This window comes from Gardnerella sp. DNF00747 (assembly GCF_049262675.1).
GTDB classification, from domain to species: Bacteria; Actinomycetota; Actinomycetes; order Actinomycetales; family Bifidobacteriaceae; genus Bifidobacterium; species Bifidobacterium swidsinskii.
Map to the genome: position 1 here is coordinate 255,547 of NZ_CP058394.1, position 20,446 is coordinate 275,992.

8 protein-coding genes and 1 tRNA gene are annotated in these 20,446 nt (G+C 42.9%); 6 read left to right on the forward strand and 3 right to left on the reverse strand.

Annotated features, from left to right (window positions below):
* Positions 1-420 precede the first annotated feature (420 nt).
* Complete coding sequence (locus HXT32_RS00980) at positions 421-9,624, reverse strand: Rib/alpha-like domain-containing protein (RefSeq protein ID WP_422118989.1); 9,204 nt, start codon at positions 9,622-9,624, stop codon at positions 421-423.
* Between the two features lie 571 nt (positions 9,625-10,195).
* Here HXT32_RS00980 and HXT32_RS00985 point away from each other — a divergent pair.
* From HXT32_RS00985 to HXT32_RS00995, 3 genes are all read left to right on the forward strand, one after another.
* Complete coding sequence (locus tag HXT32_RS00985; RefSeq protein WP_004109204.1) at positions 10,196-10,678, forward strand: holo-ACP synthase; 483 nt, start codon at positions 10,196-10,198, stop codon at positions 10,676-10,678.
* Between the two features lie 120 nt (positions 10,679-10,798).
* Positions 10,799-10,872 (forward strand) — tRNA-Gly (locus HXT32_RS00990).
* Between the two features lie 168 nt (positions 10,873-11,040).
* Positions 11,041-12,864 (forward strand): GH25 family lysozyme, encoded by a 1,824-nt coding sequence (locus HXT32_RS00995; protein WP_422119864.1) that lies wholly within the window; start codon positions 11,041-11,043, stop codon positions 12,862-12,864.
* Here HXT32_RS00995 and HXT32_RS01000 read toward each other — a convergent pair.
* Both HXT32_RS01000 and HXT32_RS01005 read right to left on the reverse strand, forming a co-directional pair.
* Positions 12,861-14,957: a hypothetical protein gene (locus tag HXT32_RS01000; RefSeq protein ID WP_219705477.1), complete on the reverse strand. Its 2,097-nt coding sequence runs from the start codon at positions 14,955-14,957 to the stop codon at positions 12,861-12,863. The two genes, HXT32_RS00995 and HXT32_RS01000, sit on opposite strands and share 4 nt — an antisense overlap.
* A gap of 93 nt (positions 14,958-15,050) precedes the next feature.
* Positions 15,051-15,983, reverse strand: coding sequence for a glycosyltransferase family 2 protein (locus HXT32_RS01005; RefSeq protein ID WP_012914461.1), 933 nt, complete (start codon positions 15,981-15,983; stop codon positions 15,051-15,053).
* A 405-nt stretch (positions 15,984-16,388) separates the two neighbouring features.
* Here HXT32_RS01005 and HXT32_RS01010 point away from each other — a divergent pair, with 405 nt between their 5' ends.
* From HXT32_RS01010 to HXT32_RS01020, 3 genes are all read left to right on the forward strand, one after another.
* Positions 16,389-18,248: a phosphotransferase gene (locus tag HXT32_RS01010; RefSeq protein WP_422118991.1), complete on the forward strand. Its 1,860-nt coding sequence runs from the start codon at positions 16,389-16,391 to the stop codon at positions 18,246-18,248.
* 4 nt (positions 18,249-18,252) lie between these two features.
* A complete protein-coding gene (locus HXT32_RS01015) occupies positions 18,253-19,191 on the forward strand; it encodes a DMT family transporter (protein ID WP_422118992.1) in 939 nt (312 codons plus the stop codon).
* 100 nt (positions 19,192-19,291) lie between these two features.
* Positions 19,292-20,446, forward strand: a complete 1,155-nt coding sequence (locus HXT32_RS01020) for a LicD family protein (RefSeq protein ID WP_116440669.1) — start codon at positions 19,292-19,294, stop codon at positions 20,444-20,446.

The window sequence follows — 20,446 nt, forward strand, 5'->3', positions numbered from 1 at the left end:
CGCTCTGGCTTTATTTGACCACATTTGCAGGAAAAATGTAAGGCGATTGGAGTTGCGTTAACAATCACGTAAGTAGCTCTGTAGTTCAGTATGCCATATTTAGTACGTGTAGCATTGCGTATGTCGCCTGATATTACCTAATGCCAGTAGTACGCTGTCATTATCGCAGTGGTGTGCTATCTCGCTACCAGTACTCGCTATCAGTACCCAGATCATTTAATGGCATCTATGTATCGCACCTATACCTCTGTAGTCTATGTCTCTATAGTCTATGCCTCTATGGCCTACAGCTCTACAGATTTACTACAGATATAACAATGCTCCGTGGTTGAAGAGTTGTCGTAAATTTTGCGAACCCTTTTATCACGGAGCATATGTATATTATTTATTCAATTTTAATATTTGTTGCAACACCAACGTTTAGTCGCGCTTCTTCCTGCGAATAATGACTGCGAGTGCAGCACCTATTGCGGCTGCGAGTGCAGCAACAGCGCCTGCTGCAGCAATTGCAGAGCCTGTATTGGTTAACTTTGATTGCGCAACCTGGCCGGAGGAGTGACGTGCAGGAGACTTAGGAGCTTGTAACTGAGTGTTATTGCTCTTATTCCTGTTGTTTTCACTGTTGCCAGTGTGTTCATCAGAATCATGAGAACCAGATTCATGTTCTGGGGTTGGCGCAGGTGTCGGTGCAGGTGCTGGTTCCGGTGTCGGCGCCGGTTCTGGTGTTGGTTCTGGTTTCTTGGTTGGGTTGTTTCCGACTTTACCGTTTGCCATGTTGGATGGTTGACCATTCTTCTTGGCTTGCGCGGTAATCGTACTACCATCCTTGATTTGGGTTGCAGGGATGGTGACTTTACCAGTCTTAGGATCAACAGTCACGCCGGTTGGAGTGTTACCGTCAATAGTCCAGTTACCATTCTTATCTTTCTTCACGGTAATTGTTACAGGAGTCGTTGTATCGCCTTCTGGAGTATACGTGATTTCGAGAGTATCAGCATCTGCTGGTGGGGTAACAGTTGCGGAACCTTGCTCAACACCATCTTGTGGCGTGAGTATAGTCGGCTCACCCGCAGGCGTTGGCGTTGGTTCTGGTGCAGGCTTCTCCTTTTCGCCAACTTTAGCAGTTACCACTTCTGACTTGCTCTTGCCAGTCTTATCGCTACTGTCTTCTGATTGCGCAGTAATAGTGCTACCGTGCTTAATCTTGTTTGCTGGAATCGTAACAACGCCAGTTTGCGGATTAACGGTTACGCCTTCTGGAGCGTCTCCGTCAATCTTCCACTCATGCTTGTCGCCTTCAGCAACAACAGTAATCGTTGCGGTTGTTTCACTGCCTTCTGGAGTGTAAGTAACTACAACCTTGTTCACGCGCGTATCCGTGAGATCAGGCGTCACGCTAGCACCACCCTCGGCTGGAGTGTCAATCTTTGGCTTAGTTATATTTCCGTTGACAGTAATATTTACGCTATCGCCTGTCTTTGCACCATCACCCTTACCGTTGGTTGGTGTGAGGGTGACGATGGCACCAGGCTTTTGCTTGTCGATAGTAATAGTGAAGTTGCCATTCTTATCTGCAACGCCTGTTCCGATTTGCTTTCCATCTTTGTCGGTAACAGTTACTGTTGCGCCCGGAAGAGTCTTTCCAGTGATGATTTGTTTAGTAGAATCATCTGGATTGTCTTTTAGCGTTTGCTCGCTAATCTGTGGAGTCTTAAAGCCAGTCACAGCAGTAGCAGGATCAGATGGTTTATCTGTCTTGTTCTTAGATACTGCAGTAATAGTGCTGCCATCCTCCAAATTCTTTGCTGTAATAGTAACAACGCCAGTCTTTGGATCAACAGTTACGCCATCTGGAGCGTCTCCGTCAATCTTCCACTTACCATCGTTATCCTTCTTAGCAATAATTGTGCGAACTGGCTGTTCTGGACCATTGATTGAATTTGGCTTAGCATTGATTTCAATCTTTACAACCGTTGTGTCGCCAGTTGGCGGAGTTACAGTTACGTTTCCGTCGTTCTTCTGGTTGTCGGTTGGTACCGTAATCGTTGGCTTTTGTGGTTTAGCAGTGACGATTACAGTAGTTGCATCACCATCAACTCCACCCTTGTTTGGAACAAGCTTGAGTGTTGTGCCAGGATCCTTCTTATCGATTTCGATAGTGAAGTTTCCGTCTTTGTTGGCATCTCCAGTACCAACAGTATTACCGTCATTGTCTTTGACAGTTACTGTGTTTCCTGGCTGAGTTTTACCAGTAATAGTTGTCTTATCAGACTTATCTGGTGTGTTTTCTGCCTTGCCACCATTAATAAATGGCTTATTCTGTGCCACAACGTTTACTGTTACTGGTACGTTCACAGGATTTGCGATACCCGGAATAGTTACCACGACAGTGCCGCTCTTATTGTTTCCAGCTGTCTTGGTATCTGGAGTACCGTTAGTTGCCCAAGCAAACTTGGTTCCGTTAGGTAACTCATCCTTATTGGCAATGCTGTTTTCTGCGCTTGGAGAATCACCAACATGTACGCTCACCGTTTTACCGGCTGGATTTGGCACAACGAGCACGTTGACTGGAATGTCAACATCTGGCTCGCCTGGCACCTTAACGGTCACAATGCCTGGTTGGTTGCCAGTCTTTGACGTATCAGGCTTCTTCTTCCAAGAAGTCTTGGCATTCTCAGGCAAATCGCTATTATTCTTAATAACATCCTTTGGCTGAGGAGTGTTGTCCTTGCCGTCAGTCTTTTGCAGCACAGTTACGTCTTTTCCTTCAGGAGATGCTGTAACAGTAATTTTTACAGGCACTTCTTGAGGCTCTTGTCCTGGAATCTTTACAATCACAGTGCCAGTAGTGGTGCCTGGCTTGTCTGTCTTTGGAGCAGCATCTTTCTTCCACTCAAATGTGGTTCCTTCTGGCAACTTATCGTTGTCTTTAATGCTGTTCTTAGGATCTGGATCGCTGTTCTGAGCAACGGAGGTTTCCTTCGCTATAGGCGCAGGATTTACGTTCACAGTTACAGGAACATCAATCGTATAACCAGACTTGCCATTTACGCCTGGAATGGTGACTTTTACTTTACCGCCTGTCTTTTCTCCAACGGTATCTGTAGTTGGTTTGCCACTATCTTCCCACTCGAACGTAGTGCCATTAGGGAACTTATTCTTATCGGTAGAATCCTTAATAACATCCTTAGCTTCTGGCAGTGTGCCATTTAGTGGAACGTTCACAACATTCGCTTCTGGCTTTGGCAAAACGTTCACTGTTACAGGCACTTTCACAGGAGCCTGGCCTGGAATAGTAACAATAATCTTGCCATTCTTCGTGCCGGGATTCTTGGTATCTGGTGTATCTTCCTTACTCCACTCGAACTTAGTTCCTTCTGGGTACTTGGTCTTATCAGTGGAACCATTAATTACATCTTCAGGCTTTGGCAAATCCTTACCTTGCGGCACATTGATTTGTGGAGCACTTGGGTCAACAACGTTCACAGTTACTGGCACTTCCACAGGAGCTTGACCTGGAACTGTTACAACAACAATGCCTGACTTGTTTCCTTCCGAAGAAGTATCTGGTTTGCCAGTTTCCTTGCCGTTGTCTTTCTTCCACTCGAACTGCGTACCCTCAGGGAACTTATCCTTATTGGCAATGCTGTCTTCTGGCTTAGGCTCCACGCCCTTTGGCACAGTCACAACTTTAGTCGTAGCAGTTGGAGTCTTAATAGTTACAGGCACGTTAATCACGGTTGTTGATCCATCCGGATACGTAACTGTTACAGGCACTTCAAACTTGCCAGCCTTATCTCCATTAGGGATCTTAGACTTATCGCCATCAGCAATAGAGTAAGTTGGCTTATTTGTTTCGTTCGTTGGCCAGGTAGGAATCGTAACCTTACTTGTAATGTCACTGTCCGAAGGCTTTTGACCATTATCTTTTTCAAGATTATCTGCCTTAGGTGGGTAAAGTTCAGACTGTTTGTTGCTAATAGTTACTGGAACTTCAACAGTGTCAGTTGTGCCATCTGGGTAGGTGACTTTAACCGTAACAGTAGAGTCTCCAGGAGTTTGACCATCTGGCAAAGCTTTGTTAGGATCGTTCAACTCAATCTTTAAGTCATTCTTTTTGTTTTCTGGCCAACCAGGAACAGTTACGTTCTTAGTTACATCTTCAGATGTAACCTTCTTGCCATACTGCTTAACAACAGGTGTTGCCTTTGGCTCAAAAGTATCCGACTGCTTGTTCTTAATAGTCACATCAACAGTAACTTTATCAACAGTTTTGTCAGGGTACTCAACATCTACATGTACATGATAAGTACCAGGCTTTGTGCCGTCTGGAATATCCTCATCTTTGCTGGTGATAGTGACTTTTGGCTGTGGCTTAGTTTTATCATCTTTATCTGGCCAATCAGGAACAGTTACAGCCTTCTTAACAGCTTCCTTAGTATCGTTTCTGCTGGTACCATACTGCTCTTCCACAGGGTCAACGTTTGGAGTGTATTCGTCTGCGTTTGTATCCGTTACAACAACAGGAACCTGTACGGTTGTGGTAGTGCCGTCTTCATACTTAATAGTTACAGGAACATTAGTTGTACCAGTCTTGTTTGTATCTGGAATCTTATCCGTGTCTACAGTAATGGTTGGCTGCTTCTCAGTTTCAGCAACTCCAGTTGTGACATGCTTTTTAATGTCATCTTCATTTGGCTTATTTGTATTGTCTTTATTGCGCTTCAACTCTATAGGCGTTGCAGAAGCCTTATGAGTCACGTTATCTGGATTGCCAACTGTTACAGGAACTTCCACGTGATCCTCAGAACCGTCAGGGTAGGTAACAGTAACCTTAACGTTTACGGTTCCAGGAGTCTTAGTGTCGATAGGTGTTTGACCTTTATCAACTGTAATTGTTGTACCGTCTGTTGGAGGTTTGTTGTTATCGTCAAACTTGACTTTACCTTTGATTTCTTCATCAGAAGGAACCTTACCGTTATATCCAACGCTGATTCCATCAGGCTTATTTGGCTCATACTTCTTATTCTGAGGCTCGCCAACCTTAACGGTTACCGTTGCGTGATCCGTTGAACCATCGCCATAGGTGATTGTTACAGGAACAGTAAAATCGCCAGGCTGAGTGCCATCTGGAATAGTGCTATTGCTGTCAATGGTCACTGTTGCGTCAGTAGGCAAAGTCGTGTCAGCGCCATTTTTCTTTAGCTTAATGCCATTCTTCTTTACACTATCCTCTATGGTAGTGTTCTTCGTCTTACTGTAGTCAACCTTAATAGTTTGGCCTTCTGGCGTGTAATCCTTGTTTTGTGGATCCAAAACTTTAACAGTTACTGTTGCAACGTCACTAGAGCCATCCGAATACGTAACCTTAACCTGCACTTTGCTTTCGCCAGGCTTATCGGTGCTTGGAACGTCTTTTGTGTTGACGATTTCTACTGTTGGATTTTGCTTTGGAGAGTTTCCATTCCACGTCAAGCCATTGCCATCGCCAAACGACTTAATCTTATTTGCAATATCTTCCTTAGAATTCCAATGAACAGTAATCGTCTTACCAACAGGGTCATAGTTGTTGGACTCCCTATTAACGACAATAGGCACTTCAACTTTGCTTGAAGATCCATCTGGATATTTAACAGTTACAGGAACAGTGTAATTTCCATCATCTGTAGGAATTTTTCCAACTTCAAATGTTATACCAGTCTTATCGATTGGCGTATTTGGATTATCATATCTTGTTATTGTGATCGCGTTGGTAATTGCGTTGTTATCCTTAGGATTATCAACTTGCTTAGCTGTAGCAGTATGCTCTTCAGCATCCGTGTACACGGAAATCTGAACCTTAATCCTAGACTCGTTGCCAGCTTCGTCCTTAACAACAAGATCGCGAGACCACTTGTTTGCATCAGGATTCGTATTATCAGCGCGCTTAGCAGTACCTGTAATAGTAATTTTTGCAGGCTTTTCCGCAGAATTATTATCTTTATCAGCGATGCTAATATTGCTGCCAGTTATGTTTGTAGGTAAAGCCGAATTAAATTCCGCACTCTTGATCTTGCCGCTGTTATCGTAAGCGTTGATATCAATGCTGAACTGCTCGCCCTTATGCACCTTGAATTGGTAGTACATTTGTTTATCGTCATGTTTCACCTGATTTGTAGCAGGTTTCTCAATAACAGGCGCGATATTGTCCTTAACGGTAACTTTTGTCTCCACGTCTTTAGTTGAGCCGTCTGGGAACGTTATGCGGACTGTAGCGGTTGTATCTTTGCCAGGCTTATTCCAATCTGGTTCTTTAGCCCAAGAATACTTAGCGTCCTTAGGCAGTTTCTTCACTGCTTCTGGATCAATGCCGCTCTTAGGATCTGGATGCTTTGTGCCGCTACTCATGTTGTACGTAACAGGCGTGCCTGTGACTTTGCTGTACTTATCTGATTGCGGCTTAACAATAAACTTCACAGCCACGTTTGTAGTGTTGCCCGAAGGATCCACCGCCGTGATAGTACGCTTATACTCGCCAGGCTCAGTGTTGAGTGGAGTAGTGCCATCAAGCGTTAAAGTCTTAGGATCTGCAGTTGTGCCAGTTCCAGTAGGATCTTTTTCTGTCTCGCCTGGAGTTTTAGGCGTTAAAGCAAGAGTTGTAACGTTTCCGCTGTTGTCGGTTGCAGTAATCTTAATATCGTTCTTATCACCGCGGTATGTAGTGATAGTGAATACTTGTGCGTGTTTTGGCCCATCAGGATATTCACCATTAATGGTGTTATATGTGCCACCTTCGCCTTTTTGCTGAATCGTAACTTTAGGACTTTCGCTATCCTTAACAGTTACCTTAACGTCAACAGTTTCAACTTGTGGATTATTTGGGTCGTTAGTAGGAATAGTTACAACAACTTTTCCAGGCTTTTCCTTGCCAACGGTGGAAGTGTTTGGAGTTCCGCCAGTTTCAGTGCTCCATGCGAACTTAGTCCCTTTTGGTAAGCTCCTGTGGTTGGCTATAGTTTTCTTTGCCCATTTTTCGTCTAGCGTTTGACCCAAGTTAACAGTAATAGGCCTAGTCTGAAGATCTTCTTTCTTCTTAACTGTTACCTTTACAGTTACAGGCGTTGACTCGTTTCCTGCAGAATCGAATGCCTTAAATGTTAAGTCGTATGTGCCAATTTCTTCAGTCTTAAAGCCAGAGAATGTATAAGTAAGTTTCTTCTCTTTGTCTGTGTTCTTAGAATCGTACTTTGATCCAGCGCGAGTCAGGTTACTAAACAGCTTTGTTTGGTCATTTTTAAACAGAGTCATCGTAGCTGTTGATGTGTCGATTCTATCAACTTTCAAATTGTCTTTTGCTGTAAGGTTGATAGTTAAATCTTTGCCAACTTCGACTTCAATATTGGTTTTATCGGCAGTAAGCGTTGGAGCTTTGTCGTCTTTAGTAGCATTCTTAGGGTCGCTTACTGGCGACTGGACCGACTGCTCCTTAGTTGGATCTGCAGGATTTGTAGATGTTACGGCAGTTACATTTCCAGCAGGAATGCCGTCTTCAACAGTAATCGTAACTTTGCCATCGGCTCCAACTTTTCCAGTGCCGATAACTTTATTATTATTGTCTTTACTTTTAAGAGTTACAGTGCTTCCTTCGGTGCCAGGGCCAGCGTCAACTACAACTTCCTTGTTTTTTACGCCTGCAACGCCAGTCAAATCAGTTTCAATTGTAGGCTTCTTAGGGCGCACAGTGAAAGTGACCTTTTCTTCCGCTGTGCTGCCGTCATTAAACGTGACTTTAGCAGTGTAAGTTCTCTTTCCTGCAACGTCTGTTGAAGGCTCGTCGTTCACCCACTCTGCGCTCTTGATGCTCTTATTAGTAGCGTCGTCAAGCTTGCCAAGATATTGCTTAGCGTCAACTTTGTTGGTGCCTTTTATCTTTTTAAGATCTTCGCCAACAGTAGCATTAACGGTATTTCCATTAAGCTTATGTTGCAAAGAAAGTGGCTTCTTAACATTCACAGGAACAGTCACATTGTGATACGAGCCATCGCTATACGTCACTTTTCCAGAAGCGTACGCAGGAGCAGTGTCTTTGCTGTTAAAGGCAATGTCAGGAAGCTTAGTTTCTGGAATAGAGTCAAAAGTAAGCGTTCCGCCGTCCGCTCCAGAAACATGCTGCTTGAGCTCATCTGCAGTTGGCTTATGACCCCAATCAACAGTAATTGGGGTAGCGGTTGGAGCCTTATGCTTAAGATTTTGGTTCTTAAGATGTACAGTGACTTTCTTTTCTGCTTTGTTGCCGGAAGCATCGGTTGCAGAAACAGTAATCGTGTAGTCGGAGTTTATTGGCGTATTGCCGTTCTTGTGCTCAAACTTAACATCTTTAATTTCGTGTTTGTAAGGATTCTTTTCAGTTGCGTCAAAACCTTCGGCTTTATCCTCTGTAAAGTTTGCGTTATTTATGTTATTAGGGAATCCATTTACAGAGAACTTCGTCACCTTTTCGCTATTATCGGACGTGCCGAAAGTAATCTTTGGCGACTCGCCCTGATATATGGTAATGCTACTGGAGTCGTCTGTAAGCTCTTTGCCGTTCAAATATAACTTTGGAGGCAAATTGTCGCTTTTTGTAGGTGGCACATTTTCATCTTTTGTGCGACCAGAAATAAAGGTGTAAGCAGAATGAGTAGTTCTACCATAAGAGCTGCTATTTGCCCAAGTAAAGGCATTTTTGATTTCTTCATCGGTTACGCCTGGGCGAAGCTTCAACTCGCAATGCATGTGAACAGCGTAATCAATGTGAGTTGTTGTTATGCCAATGCCATAGTTGTAGCCGTTATAAGGTCTTTGGTTTGGTGGGAGAGCCTTTTTAATAGCAGAATCCAAAGCATCTGGGTTAACATGGAAGTTATCTTTTATGTCTTGATCACCTGGTCTGCCAGGGCGTACACCTATAGAGTAGTGATATGTTGAGTTATTGTGATCCTGGCTATCTTTCAAGAAGTCTTGGCTGAACGATTTGCTTGCGTCGTAATCGAACAAGGTAATATCGTGAGAAAGATTTGCATACGTCTGAGGTGATTTGTCATTTCGCTTGTAGAAGTCAAATCTAAGATTGCGCATAGTGTCACCCTTGTAGCCGCCGTTGCTTAAATCGGCAATTGCATAAGGAATTTGCCACACGTATTGATGCTTTTTTGATGCAGAAATCATGGATTTACCGTCGTTGTTAAAGAACACGTCGAAAACCATGTATTTGTTATTGCCTTCGCCTTGAACGTGTGCATACATGTCGGTTTTGTTGATGATTCTATCCCAGTCGCCGACTTTATCGTCTCCAACGTAGCCAAATTCGCCTTTACTGTTTAAGTAACGGTAGCGCTGATACTCAAGAATGTTTGGCGTATGTAGCCAAGGAGTAGGGTCTGCGTTACGCACTTCTTGCGCAAATGCCGCAGTAGTTGGAGGAAGAAGAATATTAGAGGATGCGAGGATTGGCTGACCGCCCAAGCAAGTGGCGGCAGTAAGAACTGTGGCAAGTGTGCTCAATGACACCTTTCGCATGGTTGCATACGCAGAAGATGAATCAACGTTTTTAAACGAGCTCTCAACTTGCTCGTGTGCGTGCTTTTTGCGAGTGTTATTTGCCATAATAATCTGTAATCCTTTATTCTTGTGCTTTTTAATTTAGCGTTCCCTAATGTGCGTCGTATATAAACGTGTGTCTAGTTCTTCTTCAAATACTAATTCTGTGTTTGCATAAAGCAACGGTAGACAATAAGTACGCTTATACACATGTTGCATAATATTATATCGTATTTTTGCTATTTTGTCGTAATTTTTTTATTGTTAAGTATTCCATAACTGTAAAATTTCCTGCCGGGGGGGGGGTGCTCTATGTATAAAATATTGTCATAACGACGAATTATTTAAAATTATCTAAAAGTTTATCGTTTTATAGTAATTTATTCGTATATGAATTAATCACGCTTGTAGCGTTTCTTGTGCACATGCTTAAGCAATTTGTCGCGTGCGTAATTTTCTGGTGTTTGTTGCGGTTTTGTAGTTTTGGAAAACATTTGCCGGTGACTTTTTCGGCGTTTGTTACTGCAGTAAAAGCGCGTAAGTGATTGTTGATTTAAATATATTTTATACAAGATTTTATATAGTATTTTTGCGTAGAACATAAAAAAGTAGGTATGTGTGTTAAAAGTAGGTGCGTATGATTGCAGGAATAGGGCACGACTTGGTAAACGTTGCGCAGTTTGCTGAGCAGATGCAGGATGGCAATGGTTGGCGTGCGCTGTTTTCTGTGCGAGAGCTTCGACAATGTGATCTTCGTGCGCAAGTGAAGAATGATGAGAGAGCTTTACATATTGCAGCACGCTGGGCTGGCAAAGAAGCTGTGATTAAAGCGTGGTCCGAGGCGTTATGCACAATAAATAACCCTTATCCATATACTCTGGATAACATGCCATGGGCGAGTATTGAGATTCTTAACGATTCCCATGGTTGCCCACGCATTATTCTCAGCTCAGATGTGCATTCGCAACTTGTAAAATCGCTTTTCAGTGCGTCCAGCGAGTGTGTAGATAGTAGTGAGCACATAGATAATATTCGTTGGCATATTTCGCTTAGTCATGACGGATTATTAGACGATAATTCAGCTTTTGCATCAGCTGTTGTAATGCTTGAAGTCTTATAAGAAAAGCTACATTATAAGAAAAATATGTTTTGTGCACTTGTGTCGATGTCACAAGCATCTGTATACTTGAACGAGTCGATATTTGTGCGTGAATATTTCGTGCAAATATGGTGCGTAATTGCGGACGTAGCTCAATGGTAGAGTCTCAGTCTTCCAAACTGATTACGCGGGTCCGATTCCCGTCGTCCGCTCCATTTTTTTATTTTTGCTTTACGTTTTGCAATTTTCTTTTTAATGGTTTATTTATTTCAGTTTTTTGTGAAAATCACATGTTTTGCATATTATTTTCACATTTTCATTGAATTTATGCTTGCTATTAGGGTGCTATTGCTATGGTAATAGCGGAGAGACACGTAAAAAACATGTCTGGAGGACTCGTGGGACAGATTATCGTACGTGTATTAGCTGGATTAGTGTCGGCTGCTACTGCTTTCACTATGAATGTCGTTGCGCCGCAAAAATCTTCATCGATTGAACATGTGCATGCAAATGTGCGTGCTAATGTGTATACCAATGTGCATACTAAAAGTGTTGTTAAACCTATTATTCAATCACATTCTGGCACTGTGTATCAAAGCTCGTTTATTGATAATGAGTATGGTGCGCATTGGAGTGATGCTGATGGCACTACGGCTTTTATTGATGGAAATGATGATGTGTTCGTTAATAACGCTAAGGCGGTTATTGATGTTTCTGAGCATCAAAAAGAAATTGATTGGGAAGCTGTAAAATCTTCTGGCGTAGATGGTGCGATTATTCGTATTAGCTACGGTTGGGATAATGGATATGACAAGCAAGCTTTGCGCAATATTAGCGAATGTAAGCGTCTTGGTATTCCGTTTGGTATTTACATGTACTCTTATGCTGAAAAAGCTGAAGATGGTGCCGCTGAGGGTGCCGATATTGTGAAGCTTTTGAAGGGTGCTGGAGTAAGCCCTGACGATTTAACGTATCCTGTTTATTACGATTTGGAAAAGTGGAGCTGGAGTGGTCATAAACCACCAACATCACCATACGTTTACCAGGATATTGTTGCTTCCTGGTGGAATCAGTTAGTTTCTGCAGGCTACCATAAGCTCGGCGTTTACTCTTATGCAAATTATTTGAGAGGACCATTAAATTCTCAGTATATTCACGAGCGTACAAGCTGGGTTGCTAGCTACGGTTCTCGCGTAGGCTTCCCTATTTCTACAGCATTGCGCGGATGGCAGTACACTTCCGACGGCAGCGTTGACGGAATTGATGGTCGCGTCGATTTGAACGCATTCGGCATGGCTGGTGGCGGCGAAATCAATGGTGTTTCTGAGTTTGGTAATACGATTACCAAGCCTAATTCTTCTAAGCCTTCTGGAGAAACCCGCAACTATGGTGGCTGGACTGTAAAGAGTTCTGGTCGTCGTGAAGTATGGACTAGTGGAGACAAGAAGTTTGCGCTCCAGTATGAGCTTCGCGATTCATACTATGCTCATGGCGGTCCTGGTCGTCTTGGTGCTCCTGTTGCTGATGAGGAGAATATGGGTGCTGGCTGGTGGCGTCAGCGTTGCCAGAATGGTGATGTTTGGACGCATGGTAAGGATAAGAAGATCGCTATTATGTATGAGCTTCGTGATTCTTACTATAGGCATCGTGGTGCTGGTTGGCTTGGTGCTCCTGTTGCTGATGAGGAGAATATGGGTGCTGGCTGGTGGCGTCAGCGTTGCCAGAATGGTGATGTTTGGACGCATGGTAAGGATAAGAAGTTTGTTATCATATGTTTGCTCTTCGTGATTCTTACTATAGGCATCGTGGTGCTGCTTGGCTTGGCGCTCCTGTTGCTGATGAGGAGAATATGGGTGCTGGCTGGTGGCGTCAGCGTTGCCAGAATGGTGATGTTTGGACGCATGGTAAGGATAAGAAGTTTGTTATCATGTTTGCTCTTCGTGATTCTTACTATAGGCATCGTGGTGCTGCTTGGCTTGGCGCTCCTGTTGCTGATGAGGAGAATATGGGTGCTGGCTGGTGGCGTCAGCGTTGCCAGAATGGTGATGTTTGGACGCATGGTAAGGATAAGAAGTTCGTTATCATGTTCAATCTTCGCAAGGATTATTATGCGCGCGGTGACTTTAAGAAGCTCGGCGCGCCTATTGAAGATGAACACAATGATGGCAATGGCTTATGGCATCAAAAGTGCCAGAATGTTGTGTTAGAAGCCCACTGATAGCATTTGGCTCCATGCAATAAAAGCATCTGGATTTGTGTATTGTATTTCATTCGCAGCTTCTGTGTGATTTGCAAATACAAGCAAGAATCCTAATACTATCGTTAATGTAGTGCATGCAACGATTAGAGTTTGAGTAGACATTTGGTTCCTATTCAATTCGATATTGTTGCATGCATTTTCTTTATCTAATTGCAACTGCGCATCTTGATTAGCTGAGCAATTTCTTCTAGCAAAACCAATAGATGCAATAATCATAAGAATTATTATTGAATCGCAATAATAACGGTAAAGGCTGCCGCCTAAGCAGTAGTTTACGTAGATTAACATAATCGAGAATGTTATTCCGCTTAAGCACATTATGTATTCGATTTTTTGCATGTACTTGCGTCTTATTAAGAAAATGCCCCAAATAAGTGGTATTGATAGCAGACCAAATGTCATGTGATTAAAGAAACTATTTCCATAATCCGAAATGTTTGAGCTGGTTATTGTAATATACGGGAATTCCGTATCTATGCTTGGTGGCTTTATAAAGAAGTTTATTAACAAGTCTTTGATTTTTAGAGGGTCAAATGCTATACGATTAAATCGCAAGTCAAAATTTGTTAATTGTTCTTCGTTACCAAAGTTAAAGAATGAACCAAAACGCAAGTAGTTATATACTAAGATTCCGGCAAACCCAGCTATTGCAGGAGTTAGGAAGCTTAAAGCTGCAGATACTTTATTTACTACGCTTCTGGAGTTGTTAAGCAGTAAAGCAATAAACAGTGGAGCTATAAACGCAACTGTGGAAATGCAAGAATTTGGTCTACAACCGCATTGCAAAGCTAAGCTTAATCCAGCTAAAGCAAATAATGCATACTGAGTAAATTTAGTCTTAAGCCTTACGGCTTTCAGTGATGCGTAAACAAATAATGTTCCGAAAAATATAGCGCTTACCATAGGAATGTAGTAAATCGATGCAGATGCTTGCAGATAAAAAACAAGGCATCCAAATGGTAAGGCTGCTCCTATAAGCAGCATTGAGCAGTAGTTTATTCGTATTTCAAAGAATGTTATTATTTCTTTCCACAATGCAAATAATGCTGGTATTGTAATTGCTGCAAATAATGTTGTGACCATTATTGCGCTCGGCATCCAAGCTGGGAACAAAGCGTTAAACGGCAAATAAGTTAAAATAAACGGTACTATTCCAAAGTAGCAATAATATTTGCCATTATGCAGCACAACATCCCATATTGCAGGAGTTCCCTCGCGCACTAATTGCATTCTTTTGCCAATGCTAAATGGGTTTGTTGAATGCAATAAGCCATTTGGTGGGTCTTGTAGCAAAGATAGCGATCCTTGTTTCCAGGCTTTTAACTGCTCTGTATATGGGTTTCCGTCTATAAAATCGTATTTATCGTAGGAGAGTGGAACGCGTATTCGATTATAAGTGTTTAATCGGAGCCAAATATACAGTGAGAATCCGGTTACTATTGCGCACAAAGCCCAAAAAATTATAGTTTGAACTCGATCTCCTTGAATATAGGCTATTTTGTGCCATTTTTTCTTACGTATAGTTATAATCGCGGATCCAAAAACGAATAATATAGCCCATTTCGCATAGTTTATGTGCAACTTGTATTTTGGATTAATTGTTATATTTTTAACAACGATTCCGTTTGGCGTTTCATTAAAGTGTAATTTTATTTTGTTTAGTTTTCCGTGACTTTCTAAACGTACTTTAGTTGTATTGAATTTTCCTGTTGTTATTTTAAATTGGCTAGCTAAAGCGTATCCAGGAGCTACACCAAAGTCTTCTAATTCTACGCTTCCAGTTACGTAATAAACTGGTTTTGTTTGTTGTAGCGAAATCTCTAATGTTTTGCTGTACGTGTTTAAGTTTGTGAATTCTACATCTGCGCCATTTTTAGATATATGTACGCCGTCATTTTTGTATTTTGCATATATTTCATCACGGCTTGCGTTTGTAGAGTCTTCTGCTTGTTCAGCTTTTACTTCTTTTACTGTGCTTAAATTTATGCTTTGTGTTTTAAATCCTAATTCGGATGCTTGAAATAAGTTACTAAAAAACATTAGTGTTATTAGTCCGCTTATAACAAAGCACACTATATATGGCAAATAAGTTTTTAGTTTAAGATTGTTTTTTATGACGGCTCGCACAGGTTGCTACTTTCTATTTCTTTTTATGTAATCAAAAAGGTTTACTTGTTCTATAAAACGTTTGCGCTCATTTTTGGCTAAAATCTCAAGAATAATTCCGGAAATAAAGAATAGTAATCCTGTAATAATTAGCATTACAGCACCAATTAGAGTAGGGAAGCGTGTTACTAGGTGTGTGCGCCAAAATTCTATGAATGGAAGCATGCATGCTCCTACTCCGCACAGTGTTATTATTACGCCAAGTGTTCCAAAGAAAGGCATTGGTTTGTATTCGCGAATCATGTGAAAAATGGTTGAAAGCACTCGAATACCGTCTCCAACTGTGTCTAGCTTGCTAACTGATCCTTCTGGACGGTCACGATACTGAATTGGCATTTCGTACAGTTTTATATTGTTGTTGAGTGAATGAATAGTCATTTCTGTTTCAACTTCAAATCCGCGCGAAAGTACAGGATAAGTCTTTACGAATGAAAAAGAAAAAGCGCGATAGCCTGTCATAATATCAGTTACTTTTGCGTGGAAAAGCGTGTTGATTGCGCCTCTAACTAAACGATTTCCAAAATTGTGGAATGGTCGCTTATTCTCTTGGAAATACGTAGAACTTAGACGGTCGCCAATAACCATGTCGTAGCCTTCAATAACTTTGGCGACCATGTTTGGTGCCGCTTCAGCGGGATATGTGTCGTCGCCGTCTGCCATTACGTAAACATCTGCGTCTATGTCTTGGAACATTGCACGAATCACATTGCCTTTGCCTTGTCTAGGTTCTTTGCGAACTACAGCACCTGCTTCTTTGGCTATTTTTGCAGTATTGTCCGTTGAGTTGTTGTCGTACACGTATATTGTTGCTTCTGGAAGTGCCGCCTTAAAGTCTTTAACAACTTTTTCAATGGTGATTGCCTCGTTATAGCACGGCAGCAGCACTGCGACAGAAGTCATAATATGTCCCTTCATAATGGCGAATGGTGCGCATGGAATGAGCAGTAATGTTCTTATACTATGTGCATATCACTGTTATCTTACCTATTGTTGTGGATTGTAGTGCAACAATCTATTTGCGTTTATGTGGCAGTGTGCAGTACTGTGCGTAGTACTTGCGCATATAGTCTGCTATACTGCGTGGCAAGTGTTATGTAATTTTTTCAAGTTATGTAATGAATGTGAGTATTAAGAATAGTTATGGTGCCATGCAATACGTATAAAAGTGTATGCTGCAAACAGTGTCAAATGTTCAAAATAAACTAATAATAATTATTTTTGAACACCTTTGTGCATACTATACTAATGCAACAAAATGTATAGAGCCATCATTATGCACCTCGGCTAGTGCATGGAGACACTGTTATGGAAGCATATTCAGCATTAACTCATAACGAATTTGCTGTAATATCAGCATTGCAACGTTTGTCAGGAAGTAATCAACGTACTATAGCTGAGCATACGAAGCTTTCATTAGGCACAGTAAATAGTGCGTTACGCGATGCTATTCAGCATGGGTTTGTTGTTAATGGTGAAGTTACATCAAAAGGTCTTACCGCACTCGAACCGCATCGCGTCCACAATGCGGTGATTATGGCAGCTGGCCTTTCCTCCCGCTTTTCCCCGATTTCTTACGAATTGCCAAAAGGTTTACTCACTGTGCGCGGCGAAGTGCTTATGGAACGACAAATTCGTCAATTACAAGAGGCGGGAATTAACGATATTAGCGTGGTGGTTGGATACAAGCAGGAACGTTTCTTCTATTTGGAAGACAAGTTTACTAAAGGCGATTTTTGCGTAAAAATCGTGCCAAATAAGGAATATCGTGAGCGCAACAACAACAGTTCAATCATGGCTGTTGCTCACCTTTTAAGTAACACGTATATTTGTTCTTCTGACAATTATTTCGACGAAAATCCTTTTGAACCATACGTGTGGAAGGCTTACTATTCTGCGCAATATCAGCAGGGCCGTACTAAAGAGTGGTGTATGAGTGTAGGTGCGCACGATCGCATTACTTCGGTAACTATTGGTGGCAGTGATGCGTGGTACATGATAGGTCACGTGTATTTTGACAGCGAATTTTCGGCTAAGTTTGTGCGAATTTTGCGTGCGGAATATGATTTGCCGCAGACTGCTGGCAAGCTGTGGGAAGACATTTTGATTGAGCATTTAGACGAGCTTGATATGCGCATGCGCCGCTACGATCCGCCGATTATTCACGAGTTCGATTCGTTAGATGAACTTCGCGAGTTTGATCCGCTATTTTTGGAAAATGTTGACAGTGAAGTTTTTGACCGCATCGTTAAGGTGCTTGGTTGCAAAAAGTCGGATATTCGCGACGTTTACCCGTTGAAAAATGGTTTGACGAATCTTTCTTGCCATTTTACGGTTGGTTCTAACGAGTATGTGTACCGTCATCCAGGGGTTGGCACGGATGTGTTGGTGAATCGCCAGGCTGAGGATGAGGCTTTGCGTGCGGCGCAGCACCTTGGTTTGGACGGTACGTTGGTTGCTGATGATCCGAAATACGGCTGGAAAATTTCGCATTTTTTGAAAGGTTGTCGTACCGCTGATTTTCACGATTCTTGCGATTTGCGCGAAGGTATGCGTCTGATTCGTAAGCTTCACAACAGTGGCGCTACGGTGAGTAGACGGTTCGATTTTTATGAGGAATCTCAGCGTTATTTGCGCGATTTGTGCGCTCGCCGTGTTGCGTTGCCTGAGGGTGCTGACGCTTTGCTTCATAAGGTTGATTGTTTGCATGAGTGCGTGAGTAAAGATGCTTGCCAAAAAATTTGCTTGGCGCACAACGATATATTGGGTGCGAATGTGCTTGTGGATGTTTCTGGACGCTACCATCTGATTGATTGGGAGTATGCGGGGATGTCGGATTATGCGCAGGATTTGGGTACGTTGTGCGTGTCTGACGCACTTAATAAGCAGGAATTTGACGCGGTTCTAGTGGAGTATTTTGAGCGCAATCCTACTTGTGCTGAGCGTCGTCATTGCATGGCGTACGTTGGTTTTGCGGGGTGGTGTTGGTATTTGTGGTCGTTGGTAAAAGAGGCTGAGGGGGAGCCTGTAGGTGACTGTCGTTATTTGTATTACCGTTATGCGAAACGTTATGTCGACCGCGCTTCGAGCGAATATGGTGCCGTATCCGCTGAATCCTCTGAATCTGCTGGTTGTGACGGGTCTGCAGGCTCTGTAGCAAAGGTGTGATTTTATGAAATATTCCTTAATAAGCGGACTGCTTTGGGGACTTGATACTGCTTTGCTTGCGGTATTGGTTGCGTTATCTGTTCATGGTTTAACACCTTCTGCAGTATGGTATGTGGGCGTTGTGGGCGCTTGCGTTCACGACGTTGTGTGCGCTGTAATATTGTGGATTTATATGGCTTGTCGTTCAAAGTTGCGCGAAACTGTTGCTCTTTGCAAACGTACGAAATTGATTGTGCCTATTGTGTTGAGTTCGCTTCTTGGAGGCCCAATTGGTATGACCGGTTACGCTATTGCGGCAAGCAATATTGGTGCCGGTTACGCTGCTGCGATTTCCGCACTGTACCCGGCTTTTGGCATAGTGCTTTCTTCTATTGTGTTGCGCGAACGCTTAAATGCGTTGAAATATTGTGCTTTTGCTGTAACGCTTATTGCGGTAGGAGTGCTTGGCTACTGTTCTTGCGTGGAATCTTCAACCGCAACTGTCTTCTCTCCAGGCAGCATAATCTTAGGTTTGATTGCGGCTATTTTCAGTGTTATTGGTTGGGGAAGTGAAGCCGTTGCTTGCGCGTGGGCTACCAGAAAGCAAAGCGTGGACGACGAAGTAATGCTGCACGTGCGCGAAACTGTTTCCGCACTGTCGTACGCCTTACTCATTGTGCCGTTGTGTACGATACTGCCGGTTTTTAGTGTAAAGATTATGCAATCAGCTGGCTTTATTGCGTTAGCTATATTTATAGCGTTACTTGGTACTGCTTCCTACTTGTGCTACTACCGCGGTATTGCTCAGGTTGGTGCGACGCGCGCTATGGCTGGAAATATTACGTACGCGGTGTGGAGCATGATTGCAGCAGCGTTACTTTCTCAAACGATTCCGCCGCTTATTGCGTGGGTTTGTTGCGTGGTGATAATTGCGGGGACGGTAGTGGTGGCTTCCGAAAAATAATCGCAACGGAGTATGATAAACCTGTATTGCATTGTGGCAACAGTTTATAGCAGTACGCTATAGCAAGTATGTTTTTAAATAATGAGGGAGTAATGAACTTATGGTTTCGCAGTTACGTCGCATAGTGAGTTGGATAATAGGCAGACTCCCTTCGTCAAAACGCTCTATTGTGGAAGTGCGCGAGCAGCTGAGCACTATTCAAACGCAAATTTCTCGATTGCAAGAATGTGTCGACGCTCGCTGCGCTCATCTTGAGGTTGGACAGTATAACGTTGAGAAGTCGTTGCGTGCGGAGATTTTGACGAATCGTGAGCAGTCTTCGATTATGGCTTGGTCAAACTATAGGAAAGATGGCGAAAGTAGCGTGGATGCACATAAGCGTTTCTTCCTTAGTTTGCCGAAAGCTACAGGTTCTATGCGCGTTATACAACGTGGTTGCGCGTCGCTGCTGAGCGAGTTTACGCAGATTGCGCAGCAGCATAATCTTCAGTATTGGGCTGATTTTGGTACGCTGCTCGGTTGCGTGCGTCATCGTGGGTTTATTCCTTGGGATGACGATGTTGACTTGGGTATGATGCGAGAGGATATCGATAAGCTGTTAACGATGTTGCGTGAGGATGCCGCGTTGTGCGCGCGCTACCGTGCGGTGCTCGTGTACGATCCGTACGTGTGCTGCCGTCAGTTGCGGTTCCGTTACGCGAATAATAGTAATCCTTGTTTTTTGGATATTTTCTTCTACGATTACGCGCCTGATTTGACGTCTGAACAGCAGCAGAGTTTTGTGTCTTTGCGTAAGGATTTGCAGCAAGAGTTGCGTTCGCAGACTTTTTTCAACACATGGCTTGACCGCGGTTATGTTGAGCAGGGCGGCGAATACACTGCTGATATTGAACAGATTTTTCAGAGTTTCCAAAAGAAGGCTGTAAACCAGGGGCTTGTGGTGAGTAAGTCTTGCGCGCGCAACGTGGTGTACGGTTTGGATAATGTTGATGCTGAGAATTTGTATATTGCACGATGTGCCGAAATGTTTCCAGTAAAAATGGCAACTTTTGAAGATTTTTCTGTTGCTATACCGCAGTTATCGGAAGATATTTTGGAACGCGTGTATGGTGATATTTATCAGCTGCCGTCGGATATTATTACGCACTTCCGTCATGTTGACTGCGAATCCTTGCATAGCAGTCATACTGACGATGTAATCGAGCAGGATATTCGTTCAAATCCGTATGCGATCGATTGTGGCAGACTTGAGTGA

Excerpts from the sequence above, each read along its gene's own strand:
- HXT32_RS01015 (WP_422118992.1), top strand. The coding sequence starts at position 18,253 with ATGAAATATTCCTTAATAAGCGGACTGCTTTGGGGACTTGATACTGCT.
- HXT32_RS00985 (WP_004109204.1), top strand. The coding sequence starts at position 10,196 with ATGATTGCAGGAATAGGGCACGACTTGGTAAACGTTGCGCAGTTTGCT.
- HXT32_RS01005 (WP_012914461.1), bottom strand. The coding sequence starts at position 15,983 with ATGACTTCTGTCGCAGTGCTGCTGCCGTGCTATAACGAGGCAATCACC.
- HXT32_RS01010 (WP_422118991.1), top strand. The coding sequence starts at position 16,389 with ATGGAAGCATATTCAGCATTAACTCATAACGAATTTGCTGTAATATCA.
- HXT32_RS01020 (WP_116440669.1), top strand. The coding sequence starts at position 19,292 with ATGGTTTCGCAGTTACGTCGCATAGTGAGTTGGATAATAGGCAGACTC.
- HXT32_RS01000 (WP_219705477.1), bottom strand. The coding sequence starts at position 14,957 with ATGTTTTTTAGTAACTTATTTCAAGCATCCGAATTAGGATTTAAAACA.
- HXT32_RS00980 (WP_422118989.1), bottom strand. The coding sequence starts at position 9,624 with ATGGCAAATAACACTCGCAAAAAGCACGCACACGAGCAAGTTGAGAGC.
- HXT32_RS00995 (WP_422119864.1), top strand. The coding sequence starts at position 11,041 with ATGTCTGGAGGACTCGTGGGACAGATTATCGTACGTGTATTAGCTGGA.